This window comes from Dactylosporangium sp. NPDC048998 (assembly GCF_043197855.1).
In the GTDB taxonomy this organism is placed as follows: domain Bacteria; phylum Actinomycetota; class Actinomycetes; order Mycobacteriales; family Micromonosporaceae; genus Dactylosporangium.
Genome location: NZ_JBICTV010000007.1, coordinates 75,229 through 99,653, shown reverse-complemented (window position 1 = coordinate 99,653; position 24,425 = coordinate 75,229). Strand labels below are relative to the sequence as shown.

The 24,425-nt window shown below is 73.3% G+C and carries 22 protein-coding genes and 2 pseudogenes; 4 read left to right on the top strand and 20 right to left on the bottom strand.

The annotated features are described in order from the left end of the window. Positions 1 to 7 precede the first annotated feature (7 nt). Both ACGFI8_RS19255 and ACGFI8_RS19250 read right to left on the bottom strand, forming a co-directional pair. Positions 8 to 1,384, bottom strand: coding sequence for an MFS transporter (locus ACGFI8_RS19255; protein WP_392806563.1), 1,377 nt, complete (start codon positions 1,382 to 1,384; stop codon positions 8 to 10). Between the two features lie 22 nt (positions 1,385 to 1,406). Next, positions 1,407 to 2,171 (bottom strand): glycerophosphodiester phosphodiesterase family protein, encoded by a 765-nt coding sequence (locus ACGFI8_RS19250; protein WP_392806561.1) that lies wholly within the window; start codon positions 2,169 to 2,171, stop codon positions 1,407 to 1,409. Between the two features lie 104 nt (positions 2,172 to 2,275). Here ACGFI8_RS19250 and ACGFI8_RS19245 point away from each other — a divergent pair, with 104 nt between their 5' ends. After that, on the top strand, positions 2,276 to 3,784 hold the full coding sequence (locus tag ACGFI8_RS19245; RefSeq protein WP_392806560.1) for an Hsp70 family protein: 1,509 nt from the start codon (positions 2,276 to 2,278) through the stop codon (positions 3,782 to 3,784). 64 nt (positions 3,785 to 3,848) lie between these two features. Here ACGFI8_RS19245 and ACGFI8_RS19240 read toward each other — a convergent pair whose 3' ends face one another. The 4 genes from ACGFI8_RS19240 to ACGFI8_RS19225 are packed head-to-tail and all read right to left on the bottom strand — an operon-like array spanning position 3,849 to position 8,842. Then, positions 3,849 to 4,589 carry a hypothetical protein gene (locus ACGFI8_RS19240; RefSeq protein WP_392806558.1) on the bottom strand — a complete coding sequence of 247 codons (741 nt, stop codon included), beginning with the start codon at positions 4,587 to 4,589 and terminating at the stop codon, positions 3,849 to 3,851. A gap of 14 nt (positions 4,590 to 4,603) precedes the next feature. Then, entirely contained in the window at positions 4,604 to 6,523 is a 1,920-nt protein-coding gene (locus ACGFI8_RS19235) for a dynamin family protein (protein ID WP_392806556.1), read from the bottom strand. Then, positions 6,520 to 7,269: a nucleotide exchange factor GrpE gene (gene grpE, locus ACGFI8_RS19230; protein ID WP_392806555.1), complete on the bottom strand. Its 750-nt coding sequence runs from the start codon at positions 7,267 to 7,269 to the stop codon at positions 6,520 to 6,522. Before grpE ends, ACGFI8_RS19235 begins: the two co-directional genes overlap by 4 nt. A gap of 55 nt (positions 7,270 to 7,324) precedes the next feature. Next, positions 7,325 to 8,842: a dynamin family protein gene (locus tag ACGFI8_RS19225; protein WP_392806553.1), complete on the bottom strand. Its 1,518-nt coding sequence runs from the start codon at positions 8,840 to 8,842 to the stop codon at positions 7,325 to 7,327. Between the two features lie 227 nt (positions 8,843 to 9,069). On the opposite strand from ACGFI8_RS19225, the gene ACGFI8_RS19220 reads away from it, so the two are divergent. Both ACGFI8_RS19220 and ACGFI8_RS19215 read left to right on the top strand, forming a co-directional pair. Further along, positions 9,070 to 11,664, top strand: coding sequence for a LuxR C-terminal-related transcriptional regulator (locus ACGFI8_RS19220; RefSeq protein WP_392806552.1), 2,595 nt, complete (start codon positions 9,070 to 9,072; stop codon positions 11,662 to 11,664). A 16-nt stretch (positions 11,665 to 11,680) separates the two neighbouring features. Next, positions 11,681 to 12,289, top strand: a complete 609-nt coding sequence (locus ACGFI8_RS19215; RefSeq protein ID WP_392806550.1) for a helix-turn-helix transcriptional regulator — start codon at positions 11,681 to 11,683, stop codon at positions 12,287 to 12,289. Positions 12,290 to 12,375: 86 nt separating this feature from the next. Here the strand turns inward: ACGFI8_RS19215 and ACGFI8_RS19210 are convergent, their stop codons facing one another. From ACGFI8_RS19210 to ACGFI8_RS19155, 12 genes and pseudogenes are all read right to left on the bottom strand, one after another. Then, entirely contained in the window at positions 12,376 to 13,044 is a 669-nt protein-coding gene (locus tag ACGFI8_RS19210; protein ID WP_392806548.1) for a hypothetical protein, read from the bottom strand. 315 nt (positions 13,045 to 13,359) lie between these two features. Next, the gene (locus tag ACGFI8_RS19205) at positions 13,360 to 14,055 is read right to left on the bottom strand and encodes a lysophospholipid acyltransferase family protein (RefSeq protein ID WP_392806901.1); all 696 of its coding nucleotides are present in this window, start codon (positions 14,053 to 14,055) and stop codon (positions 13,360 to 13,362) included. Between the two features lie 1,110 nt (positions 14,056 to 15,165). Continuing rightward, positions 15,166 to 15,954: a hypothetical protein gene (locus tag ACGFI8_RS19200; RefSeq protein WP_392806547.1), complete on the bottom strand. Its 789-nt coding sequence runs from the start codon at positions 15,952 to 15,954 to the stop codon at positions 15,166 to 15,168. A gap of 107 nt (positions 15,955 to 16,061) precedes the next feature. Continuing rightward, entirely contained in the window at positions 16,062 to 16,874 is an 813-nt protein-coding gene (locus tag ACGFI8_RS19195; protein WP_392806900.1) for an RNA-guided endonuclease InsQ/TnpB family protein, read from the bottom strand. A gap of 320 nt (positions 16,875 to 17,194) precedes the next feature. Then, positions 17,195 to 17,311, bottom strand: a pseudogene (locus tag ACGFI8_RS19190) (helix-turn-helix domain-containing protein); the annotation flags it as partial. Further along, positions 17,312 to 17,616, bottom strand: a pseudogene (locus ACGFI8_RS19185) (transposase). A gap of 97 nt (positions 17,617 to 17,713) precedes the next feature. After that, entirely contained in the window at positions 17,714 to 18,115 is a 402-nt protein-coding gene (locus ACGFI8_RS19180; protein ID WP_392806545.1) for a hypothetical protein, read from the bottom strand. Then, positions 18,112 to 18,375 (bottom strand): ribbon-helix-helix domain-containing protein, encoded by a 264-nt coding sequence (locus ACGFI8_RS19175; protein WP_392806543.1) that lies wholly within the window; start codon positions 18,373 to 18,375, stop codon positions 18,112 to 18,114. Before ACGFI8_RS19175 ends, ACGFI8_RS19180 begins: the two co-directional genes overlap by 4 nt. A 113-nt stretch (positions 18,376 to 18,488) precedes the next feature. Further along, complete coding sequence (locus ACGFI8_RS19170; RefSeq protein ID WP_392806542.1) at positions 18,489 to 18,962, bottom strand: tyrosine protein phosphatase; 474 nt, start codon at positions 18,960 to 18,962, stop codon at positions 18,489 to 18,491. Between the two features lie 11 nt (positions 18,963 to 18,973). Next, positions 18,974 to 19,213, bottom strand: a complete 240-nt coding sequence (locus tag ACGFI8_RS19165) for a hypothetical protein (protein WP_392806541.1) — start codon at positions 19,211 to 19,213, stop codon at positions 18,974 to 18,976. A 110-nt stretch (positions 19,214 to 19,323) separates the two neighbouring features. Continuing rightward, on the bottom strand, positions 19,324 to 19,662 hold the full coding sequence (locus tag ACGFI8_RS19160) for a DUF2625 family protein (RefSeq protein WP_392806540.1): 339 nt from the start codon (positions 19,660 to 19,662) through the stop codon (positions 19,324 to 19,326). An 89-nt stretch (positions 19,663 to 19,751) separates the two neighbouring features. Then, positions 19,752 to 20,513, bottom strand: coding sequence for a hypothetical protein (locus ACGFI8_RS19155; RefSeq protein ID WP_392806538.1), 762 nt, complete (start codon positions 20,511 to 20,513; stop codon positions 19,752 to 19,754). Between the two features lie 602 nt (positions 20,514 to 21,115). Between ACGFI8_RS19155 and ACGFI8_RS19150 the strand changes: the two genes are divergently transcribed. Then, positions 21,116 to 21,967, top strand: a complete 852-nt coding sequence (locus ACGFI8_RS19150; protein WP_392806536.1) for an ADP-ribosylglycohydrolase family protein — start codon at positions 21,116 to 21,118, stop codon at positions 21,965 to 21,967. Positions 21,968 to 21,973: 6 nt separating this feature from the next. Here ACGFI8_RS19150 and ACGFI8_RS19145 read toward each other — a convergent pair whose 3' ends face one another. Both ACGFI8_RS19145 and ACGFI8_RS19140 read right to left on the bottom strand, forming a co-directional pair. Continuing rightward, positions 21,974 to 23,527 carry an ABC transporter permease gene (locus ACGFI8_RS19145; RefSeq protein ID WP_392806535.1) on the bottom strand — a complete coding sequence of 518 codons (1,554 nt, stop codon included), beginning with the start codon at positions 23,525 to 23,527 and terminating at the stop codon, positions 21,974 to 21,976. Then, positions 23,524 to 24,399: an ATP-binding cassette domain-containing protein gene (locus ACGFI8_RS19140; protein ID WP_392806533.1), complete on the bottom strand. Its 876-nt coding sequence runs from the start codon at positions 24,397 to 24,399 to the stop codon at positions 23,524 to 23,526. Before ACGFI8_RS19140 ends, ACGFI8_RS19145 begins: the two co-directional genes overlap by 4 nt. Positions 24,400 to 24,425: the final 26 nt, after the last annotated feature.

The window sequence follows — 24,425 nt, the reverse complement described above, 5'->3', positions numbered from 1 at the left end:
CCACCGGTCATAGGCGCGCGGGCGGGGTGTTACCGGCCTGTTCGATGGCGCGGCGCATCGGCACGGCGGCCAGGGCCACGAACCCGGCGACGAAGAAGACGAGCAGCGACACGATCGCGACGCGGTAGCTGCGGGTCAGGTCGTAGGCGAGGCCGAACAGCAGCGGCCCGAGCCAGCTGGTGCCCTTGTCGGAGATCTCGTAGATGCCGAAGTACTCGCCTTCCTTGCCCTTCGGGATGAGCTGGGAGAACAGCGACCGGGACAGGGCCTGGCTGCCGCCGAGGACGAGGCCGATGGCGCCGCCGAGGACGACGAACGGCACGGCCTGCTTGGCGGGCAGGAAGAACGCCACGAGGACGACCAGGGTCCACAGCACGAGGCTGACCAGGACGGTCTTCCAGGCGCCGATGGCCCGGGCGAGGCGGCCCAGCGCCAGCGCGCCGGCGAAGGCGAGGAACTGCACCATGAGGATGGTGGGCACCAGCACGCTGTCGGACAGCTGCAGCTCCTCGGTGCCGTACTGGCTGGCCAGCGAGATGACGGTCTGGATGCCGTCGTTGTAGATGAGGTACGCGACGAGGAAGAACAGCGTCAGCGGGTACGCCTTGAGGCTCTTCAGCGTGTGCCACAGCTGCCGGAACCCGTCGGTGAGCACGTTGCCGGCGGTGACCAGGGCGTCGGGGGCGGGGGGCCGGTTGCGCAGGGTCAGCAGCGGGATGGTGGTGAACCCGGCCCACCACAGGCCGGCGGAGACGATGCTGTAGCGGGCGACCTCGCCGGTCGACAGGCCGAGGCTGTCCTTCTTGAGCACGGCGATGACGTTGAACAGCAGCAGCAGGCCGCCGCCGAGGTAGCCCCACGCCCAGCCGAAGCTGGAGACCCGGTCGCGGTCCTCTTCGTCGGCGATCTGCGGCAGGAAGGAGTTGTACACCACGACCGACGCGCCGAAGGCGACGTTGGCCAGCAGGAACAGCCCGGCGCCGAGCAGGTAGCGGTCGCCGGTGAGGAACAGCATGGCGATGGTGGCGCCGGCACCGATGTACGCGAACAGGGCCAGCAGCTGCTTCTTGCGCGACGAGCGGTCGGCGATGGCGCCGACGACGGGCAGGACGAACACGGTGAGGAGTACCGACAGCGACACCGTGTAGGGGAACAGGGCGCCGGGGGCGATCGCGATGCCGAGCGGGTGGATGACGGCGCCGTCGCAGGCGTCGCCGTCGCAGCCGGCGGCCTTCCTGGCGATGGAGGTCAGGTAGGGCCCGAGGAAGACGGTGATGACGGTGGTGGAGAACGCGGAGTTGGCCCAGTCGTAGAAGTACCAACCGGTGCGCTCCCGGCGGGTGCTCAGGCTCGTTTCCTGCACACTGTCATCCACAGTGGACACGGGGGACCCTTCCTCGGGCGCGTCAGTGCCAGATGCCGCGCGCCTGGAAGACCTCGCGCAGCACCTCGATGTGATCGGTCATGATGCCATCTACGCCGATGTCGAGGAAGTGGGCGATTTCGTGCGGGTCGTCGATGGTCCACAGGTGTACGTGCAGCCCGGCCCGGTGGCAGTAGTCGACGAACCGCTCGGTGGCGAGGGGGATCCGGCCGTACCGCGGCGGGATCTGGACCGCCACGACGGTCTCGGCGGGGGTGTAGCGGCGCCCCACCCGGAACGCCGCCCACAGCGCGGCGACCTCCCGCATGCCCATCGAGGTGGCCACGGCCGGGCCGGCGTGGCGGCGCATGCGGCGCAGCCGGGCGGAGGAGAACGAGGCGAGCAGGACCCGCTCGTGCGCCTTGAGCCGCTCCACGACGTCCAGCGTCGGTTGTACCGCATGGTCGGTCTTCGCGTCGATGTTGAACCGGATGTCCGGGTATGCGGCGAGGACCTCGTCGAGGCGGGGCACCGCGGCGGCGCCGCCGACGCGTTCGGTCCGCAGATCCGCCCACCGTAAGTCGATCATCCGACCCGGGCGCCCCAGGAGCCGCTCGAGCGTGTCATCGTGGAACACGACCGCGACCCCGTCGGCGGTGGCGTGCGTGTCGGTCTCGATGTACCTGTACCCGAGCCTGGCCGCACGGGCGAACGCCGCTGTCGTGTTCTCGTCACCGGCTGCAGCCCCGCCGCGGTGGGCGAAGCCCAGCGGTCCTGGCGTGTCGAGGTAGGGCACCTGCTGTCTCACGCGGCCAGTATGCAGCGATCTTCGGTCAACTTCGCGCAACGGCGGGTTACGGCAGGCTTGACGGCCGACGCAGAGCGTGGAACGGCAAAGGTAGGGTGACGCACATGCGCGTGCTCGGCATCGACTTCGGCACGTCGAACACGGTCGCGATGGTCCGCACGCCGGATGCGCGGATGCGACCGCTGCTGTTCGACGGTTCCCCCCTGCTGCCCTCTGCCCTGTACTTCAACACCGACGGGAAGGTCCTCGTCGGCCGGGACGCCGAGCGCAACGCGCGGCTGGACCCGGCCCGTTTCGAGCCCAACCCGAAGCGGCGCATCGACGACGGCGAGGTATTCATCGGCGAGCATCCGATGCCCGTGCCGCGCCTGTTCGCGCACGTGTTGTCACAGGTGAACGCGGAGGCACGGCGGCAGCTGGGCGGCGCTCCGGAAGAGGTGCGCCTGACCCACCCGGCGCGGTGGGGCGAGCGGCGCCGCTCGCTGCTGGTCGAGGCGGCCCGCCTGGCCGGGCTGAGCGACCGGCCGCGGCTCATCGCCGAGCCGGTCGGCGCGGCCTCGTATTTCACCGCCGTGCTGGGCTCCGCGGTCCCGGTCGGACGCAGCCTCGCCATCTACGACCTCGGCGGCGGCACGTTCGACGCGACCGTGGTGCGCCGCACCCAGTCCGGGTTCGAGGTCCTCGCCGAGGACGGCGTGGCCGACATCGGCGGCCTCGACTTCGACCACGCCATCATCGAGCACCTCGGCAAGACGTACTCGCAGAGCCACCCCGAGAAGTGGGCGTCGCTGGCGAACCCGACGGACGCTTCCGACCGGCGGCTGCGCCGGATGCTGTACGAGGACGTGCGCGGGGCCAAGGAGATGCTGTCGCGCACGGCGTCGACCGACGTCCACCTCCCGTCGATGGAGATCGACGCGCACCTGACCCGTGAGGAGCTCGAGACCCTCGTCAAGCCGTACCTGGAGCGGACGGTGGCGTGCCTGCGCCGCGCGATCGAGCAGGCCCGGCTGCAGCCCAAGGACCTCGTCGGGATCTTCCTGGTCGGCGGCTCGTCGCGGATCCCCCTGGCCGCGCACCTCATCCACACCGAGCTGGGCGTGGCGCCCACGACCCTGGAGCAGCCGGAGACGGTCGTGGTCGAGGGGGCGCTGTGCATCGGCGCGGCGGTCGCCCCGGTCCGCACGTCGGGCACGCCGCGGCAGGTGGCCCCGCCGCCGCAGCAGCGGCCGGTGCCGGCGGCGACGCACGCGCCGGTGTCGGCGGCGCCGATGTCGGGGGTGCCGGTGTCCCCGGCGGTGCAGCGCCCGCCGGTGGTGCCGCAGCGGCCCGCGGTGGTACCGCAGCCGGTGGTGCAGCAACCCGTGCCGCGCCCGCCGGTCTCCCCGCCGCCGGTGCAGCAGCCGGTGTTCCGGCCCCAGCCGGCGCCGCAGCCGGTCGTGCAGGCGGCCCCGCAGCCGGCCCGGCCCGGCCCGTTCCCGCCGCAGGCGGCCCGGCAGTCCCCGGCGCAGCAGGGCGAGGCGGCGGAGCGTAGCTGGATCGCCGTGATCGTCGTCGTGCTGGTGCTGGTGGCGGTGCTGTTCGGGATCCTGCTGTGGCAGGCCCTGAGCTGAACAGCGAAAACCACAGCGGCGGCGGTACCTCGTGAGGTACCGCCGCCGCTGTGGTTTTCCGTTCTTACTGAGGCGCCCAGAAGGTGGCGAGGCTGCTGGCGGCCGGGTCGTCGGAGCCCAGCAGCAGGCTCCACGGGTCGGCGCCGGGCGGGACGTCGACGCCGGCGTAGTCGGCCAGGCCGCCCGGTTCGGCGGGCTCGTGGCCGGCTACGGCGGGGTCGAACGCGGCCGACAGGCTGTGGTCGGGGCCGCCGAGGACGTCGGCGTCGGTCCACGGGAACCCGTCGACGGGCTCCGGCGGGTCCTGCAGGTGCAGCTCCTCGGGGAACTGCGCCTCGTGCCAGGCCGGGTCGTCGACGCCGGCGTGCACGTCGGGGTCGGTGCCGAACGCGGCCTCGTGCGGGTCGCCCGCGTGGTCCGTGTGGTCCCCGGGGTCCGCGTGATCATGGCCGTGGTCGTCGTGGGCCTGCAGGTCCTCGTGGTGCTGCTGGTCGCCGGGGTGGTCGCCCTCGTCGTAGCCGGGGTCGTGCGGGTCCGTCGAGTCGTGCAGGGCCTGGTCGTACTCCGCGGCGGCGTGCTCGGTGCCCAGCGGCTCGTCGAGGTCGTCGCCGCCGTGCTGGGCGTCGAGGTGCCCGCCGCCGAGGTCGTGGTCCTCGGCGCCGAATTCGGCATGCAGGTGCCCGTCTGCGAAGTCGGCGCCGTAGTCCTCGGCGAAGCCACCGTGCAGGTCGTGCCCGGTGTCGCCGGACAGGTCCGCGGTGTCGGCGTCGTCGCCGCCGTCAGACCATTCCCAGTGCCCGTCCATGGAACGTCAACCCCCTACGCCTCGGCCGGCGCTTCGGCCGCATCGGCAGGCGCGCCCGGGGTGAGCGCGCGGATGCGCACGAGCACCTCGTCGACCTGTTTGATGCGGGCGCGCAGGCCCTCTCGTTCGGTGTTCAACGCGGCCTTGCGCTTGGCGCGTTCGGCCTTGTCCTCCGCCAGCGACTTGTCGATGTTCGCGATGTGGGCGTCGAGCTGCTTGAGGCGCCGCTCGATCGCCTCGTCGAGGGCGAGCGTCAGCGCGTACTGCAGGTCGGTGAACCGGTGCATGATCTCGTCGGACAGGGCGGCACGGGCCTCGCCGAGGACCTCCCGCAGCCAGGTGCGGGCCTGGACCTTGTCGGCCATGCTCTTCCGCTTGAAGATCATGTAGGCGCCGGCGGCGAGGCCGAGACCGACGCCGACGACGGGCAGGACGATCCCACCGGCCAGCCCGATCGCGCCGAGTGCGCTGGCGCCGCCGATCATGCTGGGGACGCGGGCGGCCATCATCGCCATACCGGCCGAGGACATGACGACCATCGCGCCGTCACCGGACTGTTCGCGGCGCGGCTTGGTGCCCAGGGCGTGGCGCAGCCGGGCGTTGAGCCCGCGCAGCACGTGCTGCAGCTCGTGGGGGCTGAACACCTGCGCCAGGACCCGCTCGCCGACCTTGCGGAAGCGGAACTCGAGGTCGTGCGACAGCCGGACGCTCAGCGCGTACAGCGCCTTGTCCAGCTCCGCGGGCAGCTCCTGCATGTCGCTGCGGCCGCCCTTGTCGATCTTCTCCATGAACTGTTCCTGCAGCTGCGTCACGTAGTTGCGCAGCCGCGTGGTGGCCTCGACGCGGGCCCGCTGGGTCTCCGTGGACAGCGCCAGGGACCACTGGCGGGACTCGGTGCGCTTGCGGGTGGCGACCTGCGCACGCTCCTCCTTGGCCCGTTCGGCGTCGGCCGGGTCGGGGTCGGTCGCCTTCATCCGGTCGCCCAGCTCCTGGTCGAAGCGGATGTACTCCGAGCGCACACTGCGCAGCACGTTGGCCTGCTGCAGCAGGTGGCCCTTGGAAGCCAGCTCGATGAGGGCGTGCTGGAGCTCGGCGATGCGCGACTCGCGGATCAGCTCGCCGGCGGCGTCCTTCGGCATCTGCATCGCCAGCTCGGCCAGCCGGGCCGACACCGGATACCAGGGCGCGGAGGCGAACCGGGGCGCGTGGGTCTGCAGCTGGCCCTTGTTGTCGTCGAGGATCTTGCGCCAGCCGGGGTAGGCGTCGATCTTGGTCAGCGCGAACAGCACGAAGTTGACCTTCTTGCTGGCCTCGATGAGGAAGTTCATCTCCGGCTTGGAGAACGGGCTCGATGAGTCGACGACGAACAGCAGCGCCGTGGCCCTCTCGACCGCGTCCATGGCGACCTCGGCGTGCATCGAGTCCAGGCCGCCGGTGCCGGGCGTGTCGATGAGCGTCAGGTACTGCAGCAGTGGCGCGGAGTGCTGCACCTCGATGCGCCGCGGCGGGCGCATCCCGTCGGGCAGGCGGCCCAGCACGGTGCCCCAGTCGCGCAGGTCGCCGAGGCCGAGCGGGACGGGGTCCTCGCGGCCGGGGATGTAGGCGCGGGCGCCGTGCTGCGGGTTGTGCTGGAACTCCAGGTAGGAGGCGGTGGCCACGGCCGCATCGACCGGGGACAGGTTGGGCACGCCGATGAGCATGTTGGTCAGCGAGCTCTTGCCGCGCTTGGTCTCGCCGACCACGACGATGCGCGGCCGCTGGACGTCGCGGCGCCGCTCGGTGTCGATGTCGGCGGCTGCGTCCGGGTCGATCTTGCGCAGGTAGGCGAGGCTGCCCTCGACGCCGGCCTTGAGCAGCTTGCCCAGGGCGGCCGTGGCGTCGGCGGGCTTCTTCGGCGCCTGCTGCCCGGCGGGTGCGTTGGGGGTCGTGGTCATCGTGGCTGCTCTCTGCGCGGCTGCTGGGTCGTGTGGACGGTCGGGTGGGCGCCGGTGGCGCCGCCGGCGTTGCGGGCGGCCTGGAACACCGTCACGATCGGGGCCCGCAGGACCCGCCCGTCGCGGTCGAGGTAGCCGGGGACCTCCACGCCGGAGATCTGCCCGCTGAGGCTTGGGTCGTTGGTCGGGGTGGTGCCGCCGGCCTCGTGGTGGGCCGGGTCGAAGCGCACCCCGGTCGGTTCGAGGGTGGTGACGCCGGCCTCGTGCAGCGCGGCGCCGAGCCGATCGCCGAGGGCCTTGCTGGTGACCCGGTCCCGCACGTAGATCGTGGCCTGGACCAGCGCCCGCCGGTCGGCGTCGGCTTGAGTATCGCGGCCCCCGCCGCGGCCGGGCGGCGCGGAAACCGGGGCGGTGGCGCCGCGGGAGGCCAGCAGCAACAGCAGCAGCAGGGCCGCGCCGACGAACAGGGTGCCGACGAACGCGACGAGCGCCGGCTTGACCCCGAACGTCTCCCGGGCCGTGCACGGCGCCGTCTTGATCGTCTGGGCCTGCGTCTGGACGCTGTCCGGCTGGTCGGGCGTGCCGCTCCTGGCCGGCTCGGTGGCCGCGTGCGTCGCGGGCGGCGCGGCGACCGACGCCGCCGGGCAGTCCGGCTCGCCGCCGATCAGGCCGGTCGCCGCGCCGGTGAGCACCGCGATGATCAGCGCGACGGCGATCGCGACGAGACGCAGGCTGTTGGAGGACATCTTCGGCTCCTGGGGGTGGGGGCCTCGGCTATTGGCTGGGCTGGTGGTTCGGCTGTTAACGGGCATGTCCCTGCCCCCCGCCGCGGATGCGCTGGGACAGCAGGTAGAAACCACGGTGCGCGACGAGCGCAACCCGCGACTGCGAGGGGCTGGCGCCGGCCACGGCGTAGGCGCGCCAGCGGGTCGCGGCGTCCAGCGCGGCGCGGACCATCTGGTCGCGGTCGGAGGCCGGCAGGTTGAGGATCCAGCCGGGGTCGTTGGACAGCGCCAGGCGGGTCAGCTCGCCCTCCATCTGGTCGGGCAGGTCGACCGCGCCGGTGGTGACCAGCTGCGCGACCTCCAGCAGCCGCAGCCGGTGCGACTCGGGCTGCTGCAGCACCCGCTCGATGGCGTCGCGCAGCAGCTCCCGGTCGTGGGGCCGCTCGGCGTGGCTGGCGATCTTCTCCAGGCTCGACAGCGCCCACCCGGCCTTGATGGCGTCGGTGCGCCACCGGAACGCGTGGTCGAGGGTCTGGCGCAGCCGCGGGAACCCTGAGGCCTGGAACAGCATCCGGACCAGCTCGCCGGTGGCCAGCGTCGGCTTGGCGACCAGCTGGGCGATGGCGAAGCTGATGCCGTAGAGGTCCAGCAGCCGCAGCAGCCGCTCCCGCGACTCGCGGATCACCGCGCACTCGCGGGTGGTGAACAGGTCGACGGAGGCCAGCAGCACGGTCCGCTCGCCCTGCGGCAGGGCGGCGAGCTGGCGCAGCGCCTCGCAGTCGGCGGCGGTGAGCCGCCCGGCCTCGGTCGTCTCGGCCAGCAGCCCGACGACCGGCACGACGTCGGAGACGACCCGGCGCAGCACCTTGGACTGGTCGGCGGCCAGCGGCGCGACGATCGGCCACGGGTCCTGCCCGCCGCCGGCGAGCTTGTCCACCTTGTTGAACAGGCCGAGGGAGTTGATCGGGTTGCTCGACAGCCGGGCCGAGATCGACCGGAACGCCTCGAGGGCCTGCACGTCGTCCTCGCGCACCGACTGGGTGAACACGTAGATGATGGCCTCGGCGCCGGACAGCGCCCCGGCGGAGTCGGAGTCCAGGTCGTCGTCGATCGGCGCCTCGGAGAACAGGAACCGCCGCGCCTGGTCGGACACGGACGTGTTGGCGCTGGACAGGCCGGGGGTGTCCACAACGGTCAGGTCGCGCAGGTGGTCGCTGGTGAGCGTGACGTCGACGTAGGCGACCTCGTGGCGGGCGACGCCGAGCCGCTGCGGGATCATCCCGGCCTCGTCCAGCGGGAGGCTGACCCGGGCGCCGTTGCGCTTGACCACGTCGACACGGTCGGACGTGCCGTAGCGGAACTGGGTGACGATGCGCGTGCACTCGCCGACCTCGGTCGGCGCGACCCGCCGCCCGATGAGCGCGTTGACGAGGGTCGACTTGCCGGACTTGAGCCGGCCGGCGATCGCGACCCGCAGCGGCTCGCCGAGGCGCCGCCGCACGTCGACGACCTGGGCCTGGGCGGCGCCACCGAGACGGTTGCCGACCTCGGCGCACAGGTCGGCCACACGGGAGCTCAGCGGTCCTGGAGCCACGGGGTCAGCTCCGCTTCGACGTCGCGCACAGACTGATCACCGACTGCGCGAGGCCGGTGGGTTCAGCCACAATGCCGACGTACCCTCGGGTGTCCAAGGGGTGGACCTCGCTCATTATTCGCTCCTGGGTGCAATCAGTACCGTCATGTCCCGCACGTACGGCACACACATTACGAATATCCTGCGCGCGCAGGATCCCATGTTCGTGCCAGGAATGGAGGCGACCCGTGCCTGAGGCACCGACTGATGAGCCCGCCGCCGTCTCGGCGGCCGGGTCGGCGGTGGTCGGCCGGGCGAGCGTTCCTGCCGCGGCGTGGCCGCCCGCCGAGCTGATCGCCGCGGCGGTGGACGCCCTGCGTAACCCCGGTCTGGTGGTCATCGCCGGCGCGCCGGGGACGGGCCGCACGAGCGTGCTCAAGCGCCTCGGGGAGTCCTTCCGGGGCCCGGTGTTCAGCGGCGGCGCCCTGGCGATGCTGCGCGGCGTGCCGGCCCTGCCGCTGTCGCGCGCGGTGCGGGTGCGACTGCCGTCACACGAGGCACCGCTGCTGGCCGAGGCCGTCCGCTCCCGCGTCCGTCACGGACTGCTGCTTGTCGATGACCTCCAGTGGGCGGATCCGCTGACGATCGCCGCCCTCCCCGCCATCGCCGAACACTGTCGGATAGTCGTCACATTGCGGACACCGCACCGCCTTCCGGGCGACGCCGAACGCGCCCTGCGCGCCGCGGCCGCCCAGGCCGGCGCGTGGCTGTCGATGCCGCCGATGCCCCCCGACGCCGCCGCCGCGCTGGTGCGGCAGCTGGCCCCGTCGGCGTCCACCGCCGTCGTGGCCGACCTGGTCCGCCGCGCCGGCGGGGTACCCCTCGCGGTGACGGCCCTGGCCAAGCACGTCGCCCAGGGCGGCACGCCCCGCGACGGCGGAGACGGCCTCGACAAGGGCCTGGCCTACACCGTCGCCGGCGCCCTGGCCGACCTGACCCGCCCGGCCCGCACCGCCATGGCCGCACTCGGCCTGCTCGGCCGGCCGGTCACCGCGACCGTGCTCGGCGAGGGCCTCACCGAGCTGGTCGAGACCGGCCTCGTCGAGCTCACCGACGGCGTCGCCGCGCCCGTCTCCCCGTACACCGCCGAGGTCGCCGCCGGCCTGCTCGACACCGCCGAGCGCGCCGCCCTGCACCGCCGCCTCGCCACCCTCGTACCGCCCCGCGAGGCCGCCCGGCACCTCGCCGCGGCCGGCGCCGCCGCCGAGGCCTACCGGGTCGCGGTGACCGCCGCCGCGGCCGCCGAGTCCTCCGGCGACCGCGCCGAGCTGCTGCTGCTGGCCTGCGACCTGCCCGGCGTCGACGCCGAGCCCGAGGTCCGCGTCGCCGCCGCCCGCGCCGCCCTCGCCGCCGGCCGGCCCGGCTCCTGCCTGCGCGTCATCGACCCGGCCACCACCGACCCCGTCGGCGCCGTGCTGCGCGGCGAGGCCCTGCTGCAGCAGGGCAGCCCGGTCGCCGCCGCGGCCGCGGTCGCCGCCGTGCCCGACGACGCCCCGGCCGAGATCGTCGGCGGCCGGGACCGCATCCGGCTGCTGTCCATGCTCACCACCGACCCCGGCGGGGCGCTGGCCCGCGCCGAGGAACTGCTCAAGGTCCACGGCGACGCGCCCGCCCACCCGGGGCTACGCGCCGCGATCGCCGCCGTGCGGGCCGGCACCCGCCGGCCCGGCTGGGAGTACGGCCTGGCCTCCGCCGCGTCCGCCGCCGGCCAGGCCGGCGACGCGCTCGCCGCCCGCTGGTCGGCGTGGCTGCTGGTGGAGACCCTCACCGCCGACGCCCGCCTCACCGAGGCCGCCCAGGCCGCCGCCGCGGCCGCCGCCGCCTGCGCCGGCGACCTCGCCTACAGCTGGCAGACCCGGTTCCTGGCCGCCCAGCTGTGGTGCGACGCGCTGCGCGGCGACGAGATCGACGAGGTCGTCCGCCGCGCCGGGGACCTCGCCGACCGGACCCTGCCCGCCCTGGCCCGCGGCTACGCCGTGGCCGCCGCCAGCCTCGCCGAAGCCGACGGCGGCCTGCTCGCCCCGGCCCGCGCCCGCCTGGAGGCGCTGCAGAACCGGCCCGCGTCCGCCGGCCCGGTCCTCGACTGGGTGACCCGCGAGGCGGCCTGGCTCGACGGGCGCCCCGACCAGGCTTACGACCCGGCCCGCGACCTCGACGCCGCGGCCTCCTCGCCGCTCGTCGACGGGCTGCGCCGCATCACCGCCCGCTGGGCCGCCTACGACGCCGGGGTCGCCGCCTCCGGGCTCGACGGCTCCGCCGACGCCGACGGCACTGTCGATGCCGACGGTTCCGCCGGTGCTGAGGGTTTCGCCGGTGGACCCCTCGCGCCGGTCCAGGCCACCCTGGAAGCGTGGAAGGCTCCCGACCGCTTCGCCGAGGCCGCGGCCGCCTGGCACCAGCTCGCCCGCCGCGAGGAGGTCCGCTGCCTGCTCGCCCAGGGCCTGCTCGAGGACGGCGCCCAGCTGGCGGTGCCGCCGCTGCTGCAGGCCGAGCGCCTCGCCGAGGAGGCCGGCCTGGTCGTGCTGCTCGGCCGGGCCCGCCGGGCCCTGCGCCGGCACTCGATCCGCCGCGACACCCGCGGCCGCCGCGCCGGCGACGAGCTCACCGACCGCGAGCGCGACGTGCTGCGGCTGGTCGCCAACGGCGAGCCGACCCGGCGCATCGCCGGCCAGCTGGGCATCTCCCGGGAGACGGTGGAGACGCACATCCGCTCCGGCATGCGCAAGCTCGGCGCCCGGACCCGCACCGAGGCCGCCGCCCTGGCCATCGAGGAACTTGGGTGAGCAAAACCGTGCTCTTGTGCCGGACGGCACCTTCATCGCATGGTGGGCGCATGTCTTCACCGATGGGCCGCTGATGGCGGGAGATCCGGCACTCGCACCGCGGTACGTCGTGGCGACCGGCGCCGATGCCACCGCCGTGCTGCGCAGGCTCGCCCGGGCCGGCTGGACGACCCGGGAAGGCTTCGCCCTCACCGACCAGGCCTGGGACGTCTCCGAGGCCAGACTCGCCCTGTTCGGCCGGGTCACCGACGCCGACACCGCCGAACTGGCCCTGCTGGCCGCCGCCCGCGGCGCCGGCATCGTCGCCATCAGCGACGCCGCCGGCGAGATCGGCCGCGCCCTCCTCGCCGACCTGGCCCGCATCGGCCCCGTCGCCACCGACCCCGACGCGGACCTCGGCACCGACCCCGCCGAGGACGCCAGCGGCCCGGTCCTGGCCCCGGAGCAGCGCGCCCTGCTCGAACGCCTCGCCGGCGGCGAGACCATCGCGGCCGCCGCCGCGGCGGAGTTCCTGTCGCTGCGCACCGCGAACCGCCGCATCGCCGAGGCCCGCGAGGTCCTGGGCGTGCGCACCACCCGCGAGGCGGTCCTGGCCTACCTGCGCATGCGCCGCGAGGGCGCCTGACCGTCCCTCCGCTCTCGCGGAGCGACCGGAGAAACCGGGCGATCCGCGTCGCGCGCCCCGCGCAGCGCCGAAGGGCGAGCTGACGACTACTGGGCCGCCGACTTGGTCAGCGCCTCCGCGGCGACCGAGCCGACACCGATGACGCCCGCCGAGTTGGTCTTCTGGGTGCCGCCGTGGATGACCCAGACGGTCGAGACGATATTGCCCTTGGCCAGGAACGCCACGCAGTTGATATACGTGGTGCTCTGGCGCTTGGTGTTGAGGCAGTAGGCGTAGCTGGAGTCGATCCCGGGGTACGACGGCAGCTGCACCGGACCGAGGACGGTGTTCTCCTCGTCGTCCGCGGGGTAGGTCTTGCACGCTTCCATGGCGCCCTTGGCCTGGGAGACGGCGCTGAGTCCGGAGGAGTCGGTGTAGGCGACAACGGTGTTCTGGATCCACCAGCCCTGGTCGCTCCATACGCGCCGGTAGCTGCCGTGTGCCTCGGCGTCGACGGCGAGCCGCTGGCCGCATACGGGGGCGAGGCCGAAGTCGCCGGCCTCCTGGGTCCTCGGCGCGACGGAGACGCCGATCGGCTTCATCTGGGTCTCGCCGATCGCCGCCGCCTTGGCCTTGTCCTGCAACGCCGCCTTGTCCACCGTCGGCGACGGCGAAGGGTCCGGAGAAGGCGCATCGGCCGCGGCGCTCGCCGACGCCGGCGGCGAGGACGGTTCGGCACCGGCCGCGTCGCTGCCGCAGCCGCCCGTGCCAAGCATGGCAAGCACCAGGAACACACCGGCTGACGCACGAGCCGACATCATGACCTCCCCATGAGCTCATCCAAGATCCAGGGGAGGGTACGGCACGGCCAAGCCGGCTCGACGTCGGGCTTGGTGCGGGCGTGGGCAACGATACGCAGGCCATCCCGCCGGGTCGCCGGCCTGCATCGGCGTCTCAAGGCCATCGCGCCGCGCTGGAGGATGTCGAGGACGAACATGCTGGCCGGTCGCCGCGGCTCGCAGGCCCGGCCATCGCCGCCCGGACCTGGCTTCTCGCGTGATGGTCGCTCTTCACGGTTTGGTGAGGCGGGCTCAGGCCGCGGGACGATGGCGGCGCTGGACGCTCAGCGGCCGGACCGGATCGATGTACCGCGGCAGCCGCGGCTCGTCGGCCCGCAACGGCCGCAGCTCGGCCGTGATCGCGTCGATGATCCGGTCCGTGGCCCGCTGCGCCGCCCCGGCCACCGCCGGGTCGATCCCGGACAGGTCGACCGGCGCCCCGAAATGCACCCGCACCACGGGCCGGCGCACCAGCGCCCGGCACAGCGTGCGCACCGTCGGCCCGAACCCGCCCCACGCCGCGACCTCGTGTGCACCCCACTGCGCGACCGCGACGACCGGCGCCCCGGTCGCGAGCGCCACCCGGGCCAGCCCCGTCTTGCCCCGCTCCGGCCACATCCCCGGGTCGAGCGTGATGCGCCCCTCCGGGTACCCGAGCACGTGCGCCCCACCCGCCAGCGCCGCGGTCACGTCGTCGACGGCCGCGGCCACGTCCGCCTGCCGCCGGTTGACCCGGATGTGCCCCGCCGCCCGCATCACCGCCCCGACCACCGGCGCCCGGAACAACCCACCGGTCGCCATCAACCGCGGCGCGAGCCGGGCCGCCCGGCACGCCGCCGTCATCGCGACAGGATCGAACGGCCCGATATGGTTGACGGCAAAGATGACCGGCCCGCCGCGAAGCGCCTCCGGCACGCCCCCGGTGACCCGCAGCCGAGCGACGGGCATGACGACGATCCGCGCGAGCGCGAGCAGCACCCGCCACGTGCGCGGCACCCGCCATCCCACCACCACGGCGTCCCCATCGGTGGACGCCGCCGTCCCGGCCCCGGGCGACGCCGCGGGATCCACGGCGGGGGACTGCCGCAGTCCTGCCCCCGGGTCTCCGGCCGGACCCGCCCCGAGGGACCCTCCCGGACCCGCACCGGACGGCTCTCCTGGCACCGCCCCGGATTGCTCTGCCGGCGCTGGACTGAACAGCTCTCCCGGCGTCGCACCGGATGGCGGCGCTGCTGGCGCTGAACCGGATGGCCGTCCCGGCGCCTCACCGGAGGGCTTTCCCGGCGTCGCGCCGGGGGAGGAGCCGACCTCCGATGGCACGATGGAAGCCGGGCCGGCGGCGTCGAGCGGCGCCCGCAGCCGGGGCGCGACAGGAGATCCGGTCACGGTGATCGCTGCATCGTCGGCCTGCTGCCCGCCGTCTGGCTCCCCATCGCTCACGTGCTGCATATCCGTTTCTAGCCTCGGGTGGCGCCGCCGGGCGGACGAATCCGTGGTGCCCGCCGTGCAGCGTCGCATCGTATCGGCCGACACACTGGGTGCGCCGATCCGGACGGCCCAGGGGAAGCCGACCTTGGAACGGTAACGCCGCCGCCAAACCGCGCAACCGCCCCGGCGGCTGGTCTGTGCCAGCCGCCCCACGGCCGGTGCTGGCGGTCGGCGATCTCGCCCGGCCGGACCCAGCCGAGTCGAGCACGTCGGCCAGACCCCGGCACAACCAGATCGAAGCGACTCGGTGGGACTCGTCCGTCAACGAGACACTCCGGCCGAGCCGAGGCCGTCAATCGCCAGCGCATCGCCCAGCCCGGCAGCGGATCGCCCGGCCCGGCCGGGGTCGTCGCGCCGTGCGTGAGGCGGCCGTGGCCCGGCGTTCCTGCGGTCGCATGGCCGCCGCTGTCCGTCGCCGGTCGCCCGGACCCGGTGTGCGGCCCGAGCGGCCGGCGACCGGACGATCGATTGCTGTCCGTCGCCGGTAGCCCTGGGTGTGGCCCGGCCGCGCCGGTCGCCCGGTGTGCGGCCTGGGCGGCCGGCGACCGGACGATCGGCTTCTCGGGCCCGTTACTCGGTCTCGCGCAGCTCCGCCAGCCTCGCCTCGATCTCGGCCAGTTCGGCGCGCAGGCGCTCCGCCTGGGTCTCGGCCTCGGCGCGGGCCGCGGCGACGATCTCCTCGACCGCCTCGTGCACGCCCGGCACGTCGAGCATCGCGACCATCTTCAGGGCCTCGCCGGCCTTGATGACATACGGCTTGGCGAGGGCCTTCGGGCCCTGGTTGGCCGCCACCGTCCACTCGCCGTCGGCGTAGGCCAGGGTGACCGTCAGGCCCGCCGGGGCCTTCGGCTTCGGGGCGGCCTTCTTCGCCGCCGGCTTGCCGGGCGTCCTCGCGTCCGGGTCGGCGCCGGGCGCTTCGGGCTTGGGCGCCGGGGCCGCGGGCTTCGCGGGCGGCTCGGGGGCCGCCGGCGGTGCGCTGGGGGCCGCGGAGGCGGTGGGGGAGTCGGGCTTGACGGGGACGTCGCTGGTCGCGGTGTCGGCGGTGACGGAAGGGGCTGGCACGGGGCTCTCCTCACGAGGTGCGGGAACGGCGGGGGCGCGCTTGGCCGGTGCGGCCTTCGGCGCGATCGCCAGGTCGTCGGGGGAGAAGGGCAGCTCGTCGCGGCCGAACCGGACCACGACCCACTCGTCGGACAGCTCCGGGTCGGTCAGCGCGACGACCTGCCCCAGTTGCCCGGCGATCTGCCCGGCCTGCTCGGTGAACACGACCTTTGGTTTCCGGCCGGCCGCGAGGGTGTCCCGGATCTGCTCCAGATCCACCGTCGACAAGCCCTTGGCCGCGGTCTGCGCGGCAACCATCGCACCCTCCAACCCATCATTCGAACATGTGTCGGAACAGTCATACCAGCCACCTATGACATTTTCCGAGTGCGACACACCGTACGTGTTGACTTCCTCCCCCACGCCTACAGGTGGGGATTCCCGTGGCTGAGGCGCGTGCACGCCGCGAGCCGTTCGGGTGGTTGGCGCTTCACGGACCGCCCAGCGGCGAGGTCTCCACGCCCGGTGACCGCCAGCCCGGCGGCCAGAATGTTCTTCGCCGCGTTCACGTCGGCGTGTGCCTCATGCCCGCAGGCGACGCACCGGAAGACCGCTTGGCTCTCGCGGGACTCCCGGGCGACATGCCCACAGGCGTTGCAGGTCTGCGACGTGAACGCGGGATTGACCTTGACCACGGTCGCCCCGTGGTAGCGGGCCGCGTGTTCGAGGGCGAGCAGGAGCCCGCCCCAGCCCTTGTCCAGGATGGCCCGGTTCAGGCCGGCCTTGGCCCGCACGTTACGGCCGGGCCGGTCGGCGGTGCCGCTGGCGCTGACCGTCATGTTCCTCACCCGCAGGTCCTCGACCGCGACCAGGCCGTGGTCACGCACGAGTCGCACGGCGGTCTGCGCGGCGAAGTCGGCCCGCCGCGACCGGATACGGGCATGCAACCGGCCGAGCCGGGCGCGGACCACATCACGGCGCTTGGAGCGACGGTTACGGCCGTGGACACATAGAGACCGGGACAGGCGTTGCTGCAACCGCTTCAGCCGCGCCGTCTCGCCAGGGCTGGCGAACACCCTGTCGTACAGTCCGCCGTCGGAGGTGGCGACCGCGACCGCCACACCCCGGTCCGCCCCGACCGGCCGCTTGCCGTTCGGGGCGGCCTCGGCCACGGCGTCCTCGACGCAGAACGAGATGTACCAGCGCCCGCCGTCGCGGGAGACGGTGGCGTTGCGGATCGCGCCGCCCAGCGGCCGTGTCCAGCGAACCGGACCCGCCCGAACTTCGGCAGTCGAACCTCACCCCAGCGGCGGTTCAGGCGCCGCACCGTGATCTGGCCAGGGTCAGGAAACCGAAACGACGGCGCGGTCCGCGTCTTCGACTTCCACCGCACCTTCCACGTCCCATGTCTCCGGCATGCTCGATCCAGGTCACGCAGGGTCTGCTGCGGGCAGTGGGACGGGGCATCGGCCAGCCACTGGCAGGCCGGGTCCTGCTTCGCCTCGGCCATCTGCCGGGCTTGCTCCACGTAGGAGATGAACGCGCCACGCCGCCGGTACTCGCGTCGCTGCTCCAGCGCCGTGTTCCACACCGCCCGGCAGATCGCACCAACCCGCTCGGCGTAGACGACCTGTTCGTCGGTGAATGCGAGCAGGTAGCGGCGGCCGGTCAGCACTCAGCGGCCCTGCTGCTGCTCGACGTACCGCTCGAGCCCCGCCAGCGCGGCACCGCCGGTGCTCGCCACGAAGTACGAGCCGGTCCACAGCGTCGGCAGCCGCAAACGCAGCGACCGGAACTCTGCCAGCAGGACCTCCAAGGCCACCAGTCACGCCCCCTTCTCCTCCACCACCTCGCGGACGAGCTGCTTGAGCCGTTCCTCGATCCGGCCCCCAGCACCCGCCGCCGGTGTTCCGGGCACCACACCACGTGGAAGGCGCACTGGAAGACGATGTTGCCGTTCGACCGCAGCGTAACGGACACACGGACAGCACACCGCATTGTGCTATCTGATGGCTGTACGGAGTTGACGCGCTAATCCCACGGCTAAAGCCGAGGGTCTGCGCGCTACGCATTTTGATCAGGGCAGCTCGTCGATCTCCGCCTGCGGGTCGAGGGTCCGCAGCATCTCCGCCCGGTCCGTGACGATCGCCCAGCCCGGTCGCGCCTGCGCCCGCCGTACCACGTGGGCCGCCGCGACCAGGGACGGACCGCCCTCACCGGCGAACAGCGCCCCGCTGTCCACCGCGTCCGCCGCGGTCAGGTCGTCCACGACCACCACCGGCAGGCTCAGCAGCACCTTCAACACGTCGTAGTCCTTCGGCGACGTCTGCGCCCACGCCTCGGCCAGGGCCGCCGCCGGTACGGCGAGAACCACCCCCTGGTCCACGGCATGCCACACGATCGCCGAGCTGTACGGCTTGCCGGCCACGAACCCGAGGATGGCCGAGCTGTCCAGAATTCGTCCCCCGACCGCGCTCACGACACCGGCCCGCTCGCGGGCGCCACCCCCAGCACCTCGCGCGCCCACGCGTGGTGCTCCGGATCCAGCCGTACCCCGCGCTGCGCATACAGCTCGTTCAGCGTCAGCAGCGCCCGGTCCCGGGCCAGCCGGCCCCGCACCGCCTCGGCGACGTACGCCGACACCGATTCCGCGCCGCCCGCGTCCACGAACCGCCGCACCGCTGCGGCGTCATCGGCGGGCATCGTCACCGTGACCCGTTCCTTGCGCATCTCACGCATACGCACAGGGTACCGGCCGCATACGCCGCTCACATAGCGTCGCATCACCCGGCCAGGTGAATATTCGTGCCGACCTGCGCGGATCGGGCCCGAACGCGCCGGGTTTCGCGACACTAGGTGACGAATTTCTCCACCCAGCGGCGCTGCGCGTCGACGTCCGGGACCGGCACCCCGCGCACCGCCGCGATGTCCGCCCACACCCGGGCCGGATCGCCGCCGGCCCGCACGAGCACCGCCGCGGCGACCGCCGCCGAGCGGCCGATCCCGAACCGGCAGTGCACCACCAGGTGTTGTCCGGCCCCGTAGCAGGCGTCGAGCACCGGCAGTACCGCCGCGGAAAACCGCGCATCGGGCACGGACCGGTCCGGGACCGGCGCGTGCAGAAACCGCAGCCCGGCCGCCCGGGCCGCCGCGGGTTCACCGTCGAGGCCGGTCTCGGCGACCTCCGCCGGGGTCAGCAGGCTGACCAGCACGCCCACGCCGGCCGCGGCCAGGCGCGCCAGGTCGTCGCCGAGCCAGTCGCCGGCTCGCGGCTTGGCCATCACGCTGACCCTGCCCGGCCCGGGCGACGGCACCGTGTACAGCATCGTTCCTCCGTCTATCGCGTCCGTCCGTGCGTCCCCGCCTGCTCGCCGAACTGCCCCACAGCGCCGCCGGCGACGGCCCGCTGTGGCCCGTCCCCGGCGGCTGGCTCGCCTACGACGTCGAGACCGGGACGGCCCGCCACCTCGACCCGCGCCTGCGGACCGTCGCCGAGCACCCCACCGGCGACGGCCTGCTCGTCGCCGACGGCGTCCTGTCCGTGGCCGGGCGCGACCGCCCGGCGCCCGGCGTACATGACATCCACCTCGACGGGCACGGCACGCTGTGGACCGTCGGTGACGACACCGTCACCGCGTACGCGGCGTGCAGGAAGATCGGTGTGACGGCCAGCGGGCCCGTCCGGTCTCAACAATCATGTCGGCTGATCATGGCGCCGAACTGGCACTCGACATGTAGCTTGCCAGCAACGCTGCCGTGGACTTGGCTCAGACTGACCAGGCGACGTTCGTCATTGCCCGACCCCAAGACGCGCAGCCATCCATGATCGAGCACCAGGCCGCCGCTGCGGTGGACCACCGCCCCCAACCACGACCGCGTCGTCACCTGCAACAACCCGAGCTCCGCGTCGGCCCGCCGCGAGTCGGCGGCGAGGACGACGACCGGGTTAGGCGCGGCGGCCACAGCCGCCTCGACTTCAGGCCACGCCGGATCGACGGTATCGACCAGCTCGGACAGTGAGCGCACACTGGCGCCCTACAAGCGATACGCATCGTGACTGGCTGGACCGGCCACCGCGCACCGGACGCGGCAGATCAAGTGCGCCGGCTGAGTTCTCAGTGCGGGGAGGTGTTGAACTCGCTGCTCAATGCCAGCCCGGCGGAGCAGCCCAACTCGCCCGGGGCCAGCTGGGTGTGCGACGGCCGCCAGAGTGTCACGTCCCCTGGGGCAGCGACGCGAGCGACGACGCAATCGTACTGACTGGCGCGCAGCGCCACCCCGACAATGCCGTCCTGAACGGCGAAATCCTGATGGATGGCCGGGTCGAGTTTCAGTCCGGCCACCGCGGAGCGGACGGCGGCCTCGTTCGGGCCGACGGGGTTCAGCGCGCTCTGGAGGCGCTCGTCGACGCCCTGCAGGGACGGGTCTTTGGGAACCGACAGCGGCGCTCCCGCCGGGCAGTCGATGTCGTCGTCGCGGCTGTCCTTCTTCGGGCCTATCTGCAGGCGGAAGCAGATCGGCACGTCGCCCTGCTGGAGCACCACGTGATCGAAGCCGCGCGCCATACCGTGACCCGTCACCTTCAGTATCAGGGTCACGCCGGTCTGCCAGTGGGTCTGCCCGGTAACCGAGAGGACCTGGACGTCGGGGTGCTGGCCGGCCGAGTGCAGGTAGTCGTCGGCCTTGTAGAGGTGGTCGCGTTCGAACTGGGCGAGCACATCGTCGACCTTCTTTGCCGCGTCGGGCACCGCCGTGTGGTGGATCTGCCAGTCCGGCTGACGGTGGACGTGCTCCTCGTACCGCCACGCGCCCGCCGCCGCGAGGCCTAGCACTACCACTATCGCGCCGAGCCCGGTCCACTTCGTTCTCCCCCGCATGGGCCGGATTATGTCGCAGACAGCTCGGCGGCCAGACCCGAGACCAATCGATCGAGGTCATCCGTTATGGTTCCGAGATCGAAGCTGGCACGGCGAAGGCCCGTGCACGCTCACAGCCCGCGATCTTGGCGTTTGGCGGGTCAGAATGACGCGTGATTCGTCGAGTGGCAGCGTGCGACGTTCGGCTGTTCGATCGTGCCATGGATACGTTCGGCGCAGCGCCGGGCGGCGGCCGGGCGTTCCTGGAGGATCCGAGAGCCCCGGCCGCCACCGTGCATGAGAGTCCGTCGGGAAGCCCTCCAACTGCCCGAGAACCCGCCAACCTCATAGAGTTCGGACAACGCCACGTGTCCGGTCTCAATGGTCGTGTCAGTCGATCAAGCTGCGACCTGGTGCTGAGAACCCGCCAACTTCACTGGGACCGGACAGGGCCCTTGAATGACCCGCCGACTAAATCTGGACGTCGCCAGATCATCCGCCACTTTGATCTGGACGCCGCCACCTCGGCGCGGATAGGACAACAGCTGTCAGGAGCCGCTGTTCTGACCGGCTCGTCGTTGTTCGATAATGTACATTATGTCAACCTGAGGAGGTTCGGGGTCGTGAAGGTCGTGCTCTATCGGGCCGCGCGGCTCGGGCTGGCCCGGGACAGTCTGGACGGGCTGTCCGTGGGCGACGCGTACGGCGCGCAGCACTTCACGCGGGCCGATTTGCGCACCCCGCCGTGGCCGTGGACCGACGACACGCAGATGGCCGCGATCCTGGTCCGGCATCTGCACGCGCATGCTCCGATCGATCAGGATCTGCTCGCCGGCGCGTGGGCCGCCGGGTGTGAGCCGCTGCGCGGCTACGGTGTCGGCGCCTACCTGACGCTGCAGGCGATCGCCGCCGGCGCGCCGTGGCGGGACGCGGCCCGCGCCGGGTTCGGCGGGCAGGGCTCCTACGGCAACGGCGCGGCGATGCGGGTCGCCCCGCTCGGCGCCTACCACGCCGGCGATCCGGCGACCGCCGCCCGGGAGGCGGCCCGCCAGGCCGAGATCACCCACGCCCATCCGGAAGGGGTCGCCGGGGCCGTCGCGGTGGCCGTGGCCGCGTCGGTAGCGGCGCACGCCCGGCTCACCGGCGGGCGGCCCAATCTGTTCGGTGCCGTCCTCGCGCACGTCGATCCCGCGACGGCGGTGTGGAAGATGGTACGCCGTGCCAAACGCCTTCGCGGTCCCGCCGAGGCGGCCCGGGTGCTCGGCACCGGCGAGCGGGTCACCGCCCAGGACACCGTGCCGTTCACGGTGTGGGTCGCCGACCGGTTCCTCGGTGACTTCCGGGCTGCGGTCGAGGCGTGCTGCGCCGCCGGGGGCGACGTCGACACGACCGCGGCGATCGTGGGCGGGATCGTGGCTGCGCACGATCCCGCCGTACCACGGGAATGGCTGGAGAACCGCGAACCGCTCCCCTAGCGCGGATCAGCCGATGTCGCGGCGGCGCAAGCCGATCAGGCCGGCGGTGGTGAGGGCCGCGGCGATCACGGTCAGCCAGGTCAGCGGGGTGGCGAGGCCGCCGGTCGGTGCGGGCCCCGGCAGGTGGGGTGTGTGGGTGTACGGCGACAGGTCCTGCACCCATCCGGGCGCCTTGAGGATCGGGCCGAGGAACGCGATGAGCAGGAACGCGCCGACGGCCGCCCACGCCGCCGTGGCGGCGCGTGGCAGCAGCCCGAACAGCGCCGCGGCGATGCCGCCGACGACCCAGGCGGCCGGGATGAGCGCGGCGCTCGCGGCGAGGATGCGGGGCAGCCCGCCGTGTACGAGGCCGGCGCCGGTGCCGAGGACGAGCAGCAGCGCGGCGGTGCCGGCGAACGCGATGGTGAGGTGGGTGGCCATCCAGGCGCGTCGGGTGACGCCGGTGGCCAGGACGGGCTCGGCGCGCAGGGCGGTCTCCTCGCCGCGCAGCCGCAGGACGGCGGTGACGGTGTAGAGGCCGGCGACCATGGCGCACAGGCCGAGGCTGGTGGCGAGGTAGGCGTCGACGATGCCGCCGGTGCCGCCGAGGCGGGCCACGAGCTGGCCGGCGGTGCTGTCGGGGCCGTCGACGAAGTCGGCGACGCTGCCGGCGGCGGCGCCGATGCCGAGGCCGGCGGTGGCGAAGCCGGCGAGCCAGGCGATGAGGGTGCCGCGCTGCAGTCGCCAGGCCAGGGCGAAGGGGCCGGTGAGGCGGCCCTCGGCGCGGCCGGGGCGGGCGGCGAGCAGGCCGGCGCCGACGTCGCGGCGGGCGGCGAGGGTCCACGCGGCCGCGGCCAGGAGCGCGAAGAGGGCGGCGAAGAGGGCGAGGATCCACCACCGGTCCCCCGCGTACGGGCGGATCTGCTGGGCCCAGCCGATCGGTGAGACCCAGCGCAGCCAGTCGATGCCGGCGGCGTCGGCGACGGCGCGGGTGCCGTACGCGGCGCCGAGGTAGGCCCCGGCGATGCCGGTGGCGGCGCGTGGGGACTCGGTGAGCTGGGCGGCGACCGCGGCGACCGCGCCGGCGGTGAGGCCGGTGCCGGCGAAGGCGGCGCCGAGGGCGAGGCCGCCGGGATGCGGTGCGGGCATGGTGAGGCCGACGAGCAGGGCGAGGGCGGTGTTGGCGAGCAGGGCCTCGAGCAGGGCGGCGGTGAGGGCGGCGTGGCGGCCCACGACGGTGGCGCGCAGCAGTTCGAGGCGGCCGGCGTCCTCGTCGGTGCGGGTGTGGCGGATGACGAGGAGGACGGTCATGAGTCCGGCGATGACGCCGTAGAAGGTGATGAGCCGCCAGGAGGTGAGGGCGCCGATGCCGGCGCCGTGGGCCTGGCCGTAGAGGGCGGCGAAGGTGGGGTTGGCGTTGGCGGCGGCCAGGAGGCCGGCGCGGTCGGCGTCGGTGGGGTAGACGGAGGCGAAGGAGGATGCGGACCCGGCCGCGGAGAGGGTGAGGGCGGCCAGCCAGATGGGAAGGCGGACCCGGTCGAGGCGCAGGGCGAGCCGGAGCAGGGCGAGTGTGCCGTTCATGCGTAGTGCCTCAGGAACAGTTCTTCGAGGGTCGGGGGCTGGGACTGCAGGGCGCGGATGCCGGCGGCGGACAGGGCGGACATCATCTGGCCGAGGGCGGCGTTGTCGACCTGGGCGGTGACGCGGTCGCCGTCGATGACGAGGTCGTGGATGCCGGCCAGGCCGTCGAGGGTGGGTGGCTGGTGGACGACGGCGGTGATGGTCGTGCGGGTGAGGTGGCGCAGTGACTCGAGGGTGCCGGTCTCGACGGTGACGCCGTTGCGGATGATGGACACGCGGTCGCAGAGGGCTTCGACCTCGGACAGGATGTGGCTGGACAGCAGCACGGTGCGGCCGTTGCGGCGCTCCTGCGCGATGCAGTCGCGGAAGACCTCTTCCATGAGGGGGTCGAGGCCGGAGGTGGGTTCGTCGAGGATGAGCAGTTCGACGTCGGAGGCGAGGGCGGCGATGAGGGCGACCTTCTGCCGGTTGCCCTTGGAGTAGGTGCGGGCCTTCTTGCGCGGGTCGAGGTCGAAGCGTTCGAGCAGGTCCGCGCGGCGTTTGGGGTCGATGCCGCCGCGGAGGCGGGCGAGCAGGTCGATGACCTCTCCCCCGGACAGGCCGGGCCAGAGGGTGACGTCGCCGGGGACGTAGGCGAGGCGCCGGTGGAGGGTGGCGGCGTCGCGCCAGGGGTCGCCGCCGAGGAGGCGGGCGGTGCCGCCGTCGGGGCGCAGCAGCCCGAGGAGGGTCCGGATGGTGGTGGATTTGCCGGCGCCGTTCGGGCCGAGGAAGCCGTGTACTTCGCCCGCGGCGACGCTCAGGTCGAGCCCGTCGAGGGCGGTGGTGCGGCCGAAGCGTTTGATTAGGCCGGACACCTCGATGGCAGGAGTCATGGTTCACAACATACGCTTATTTCAGT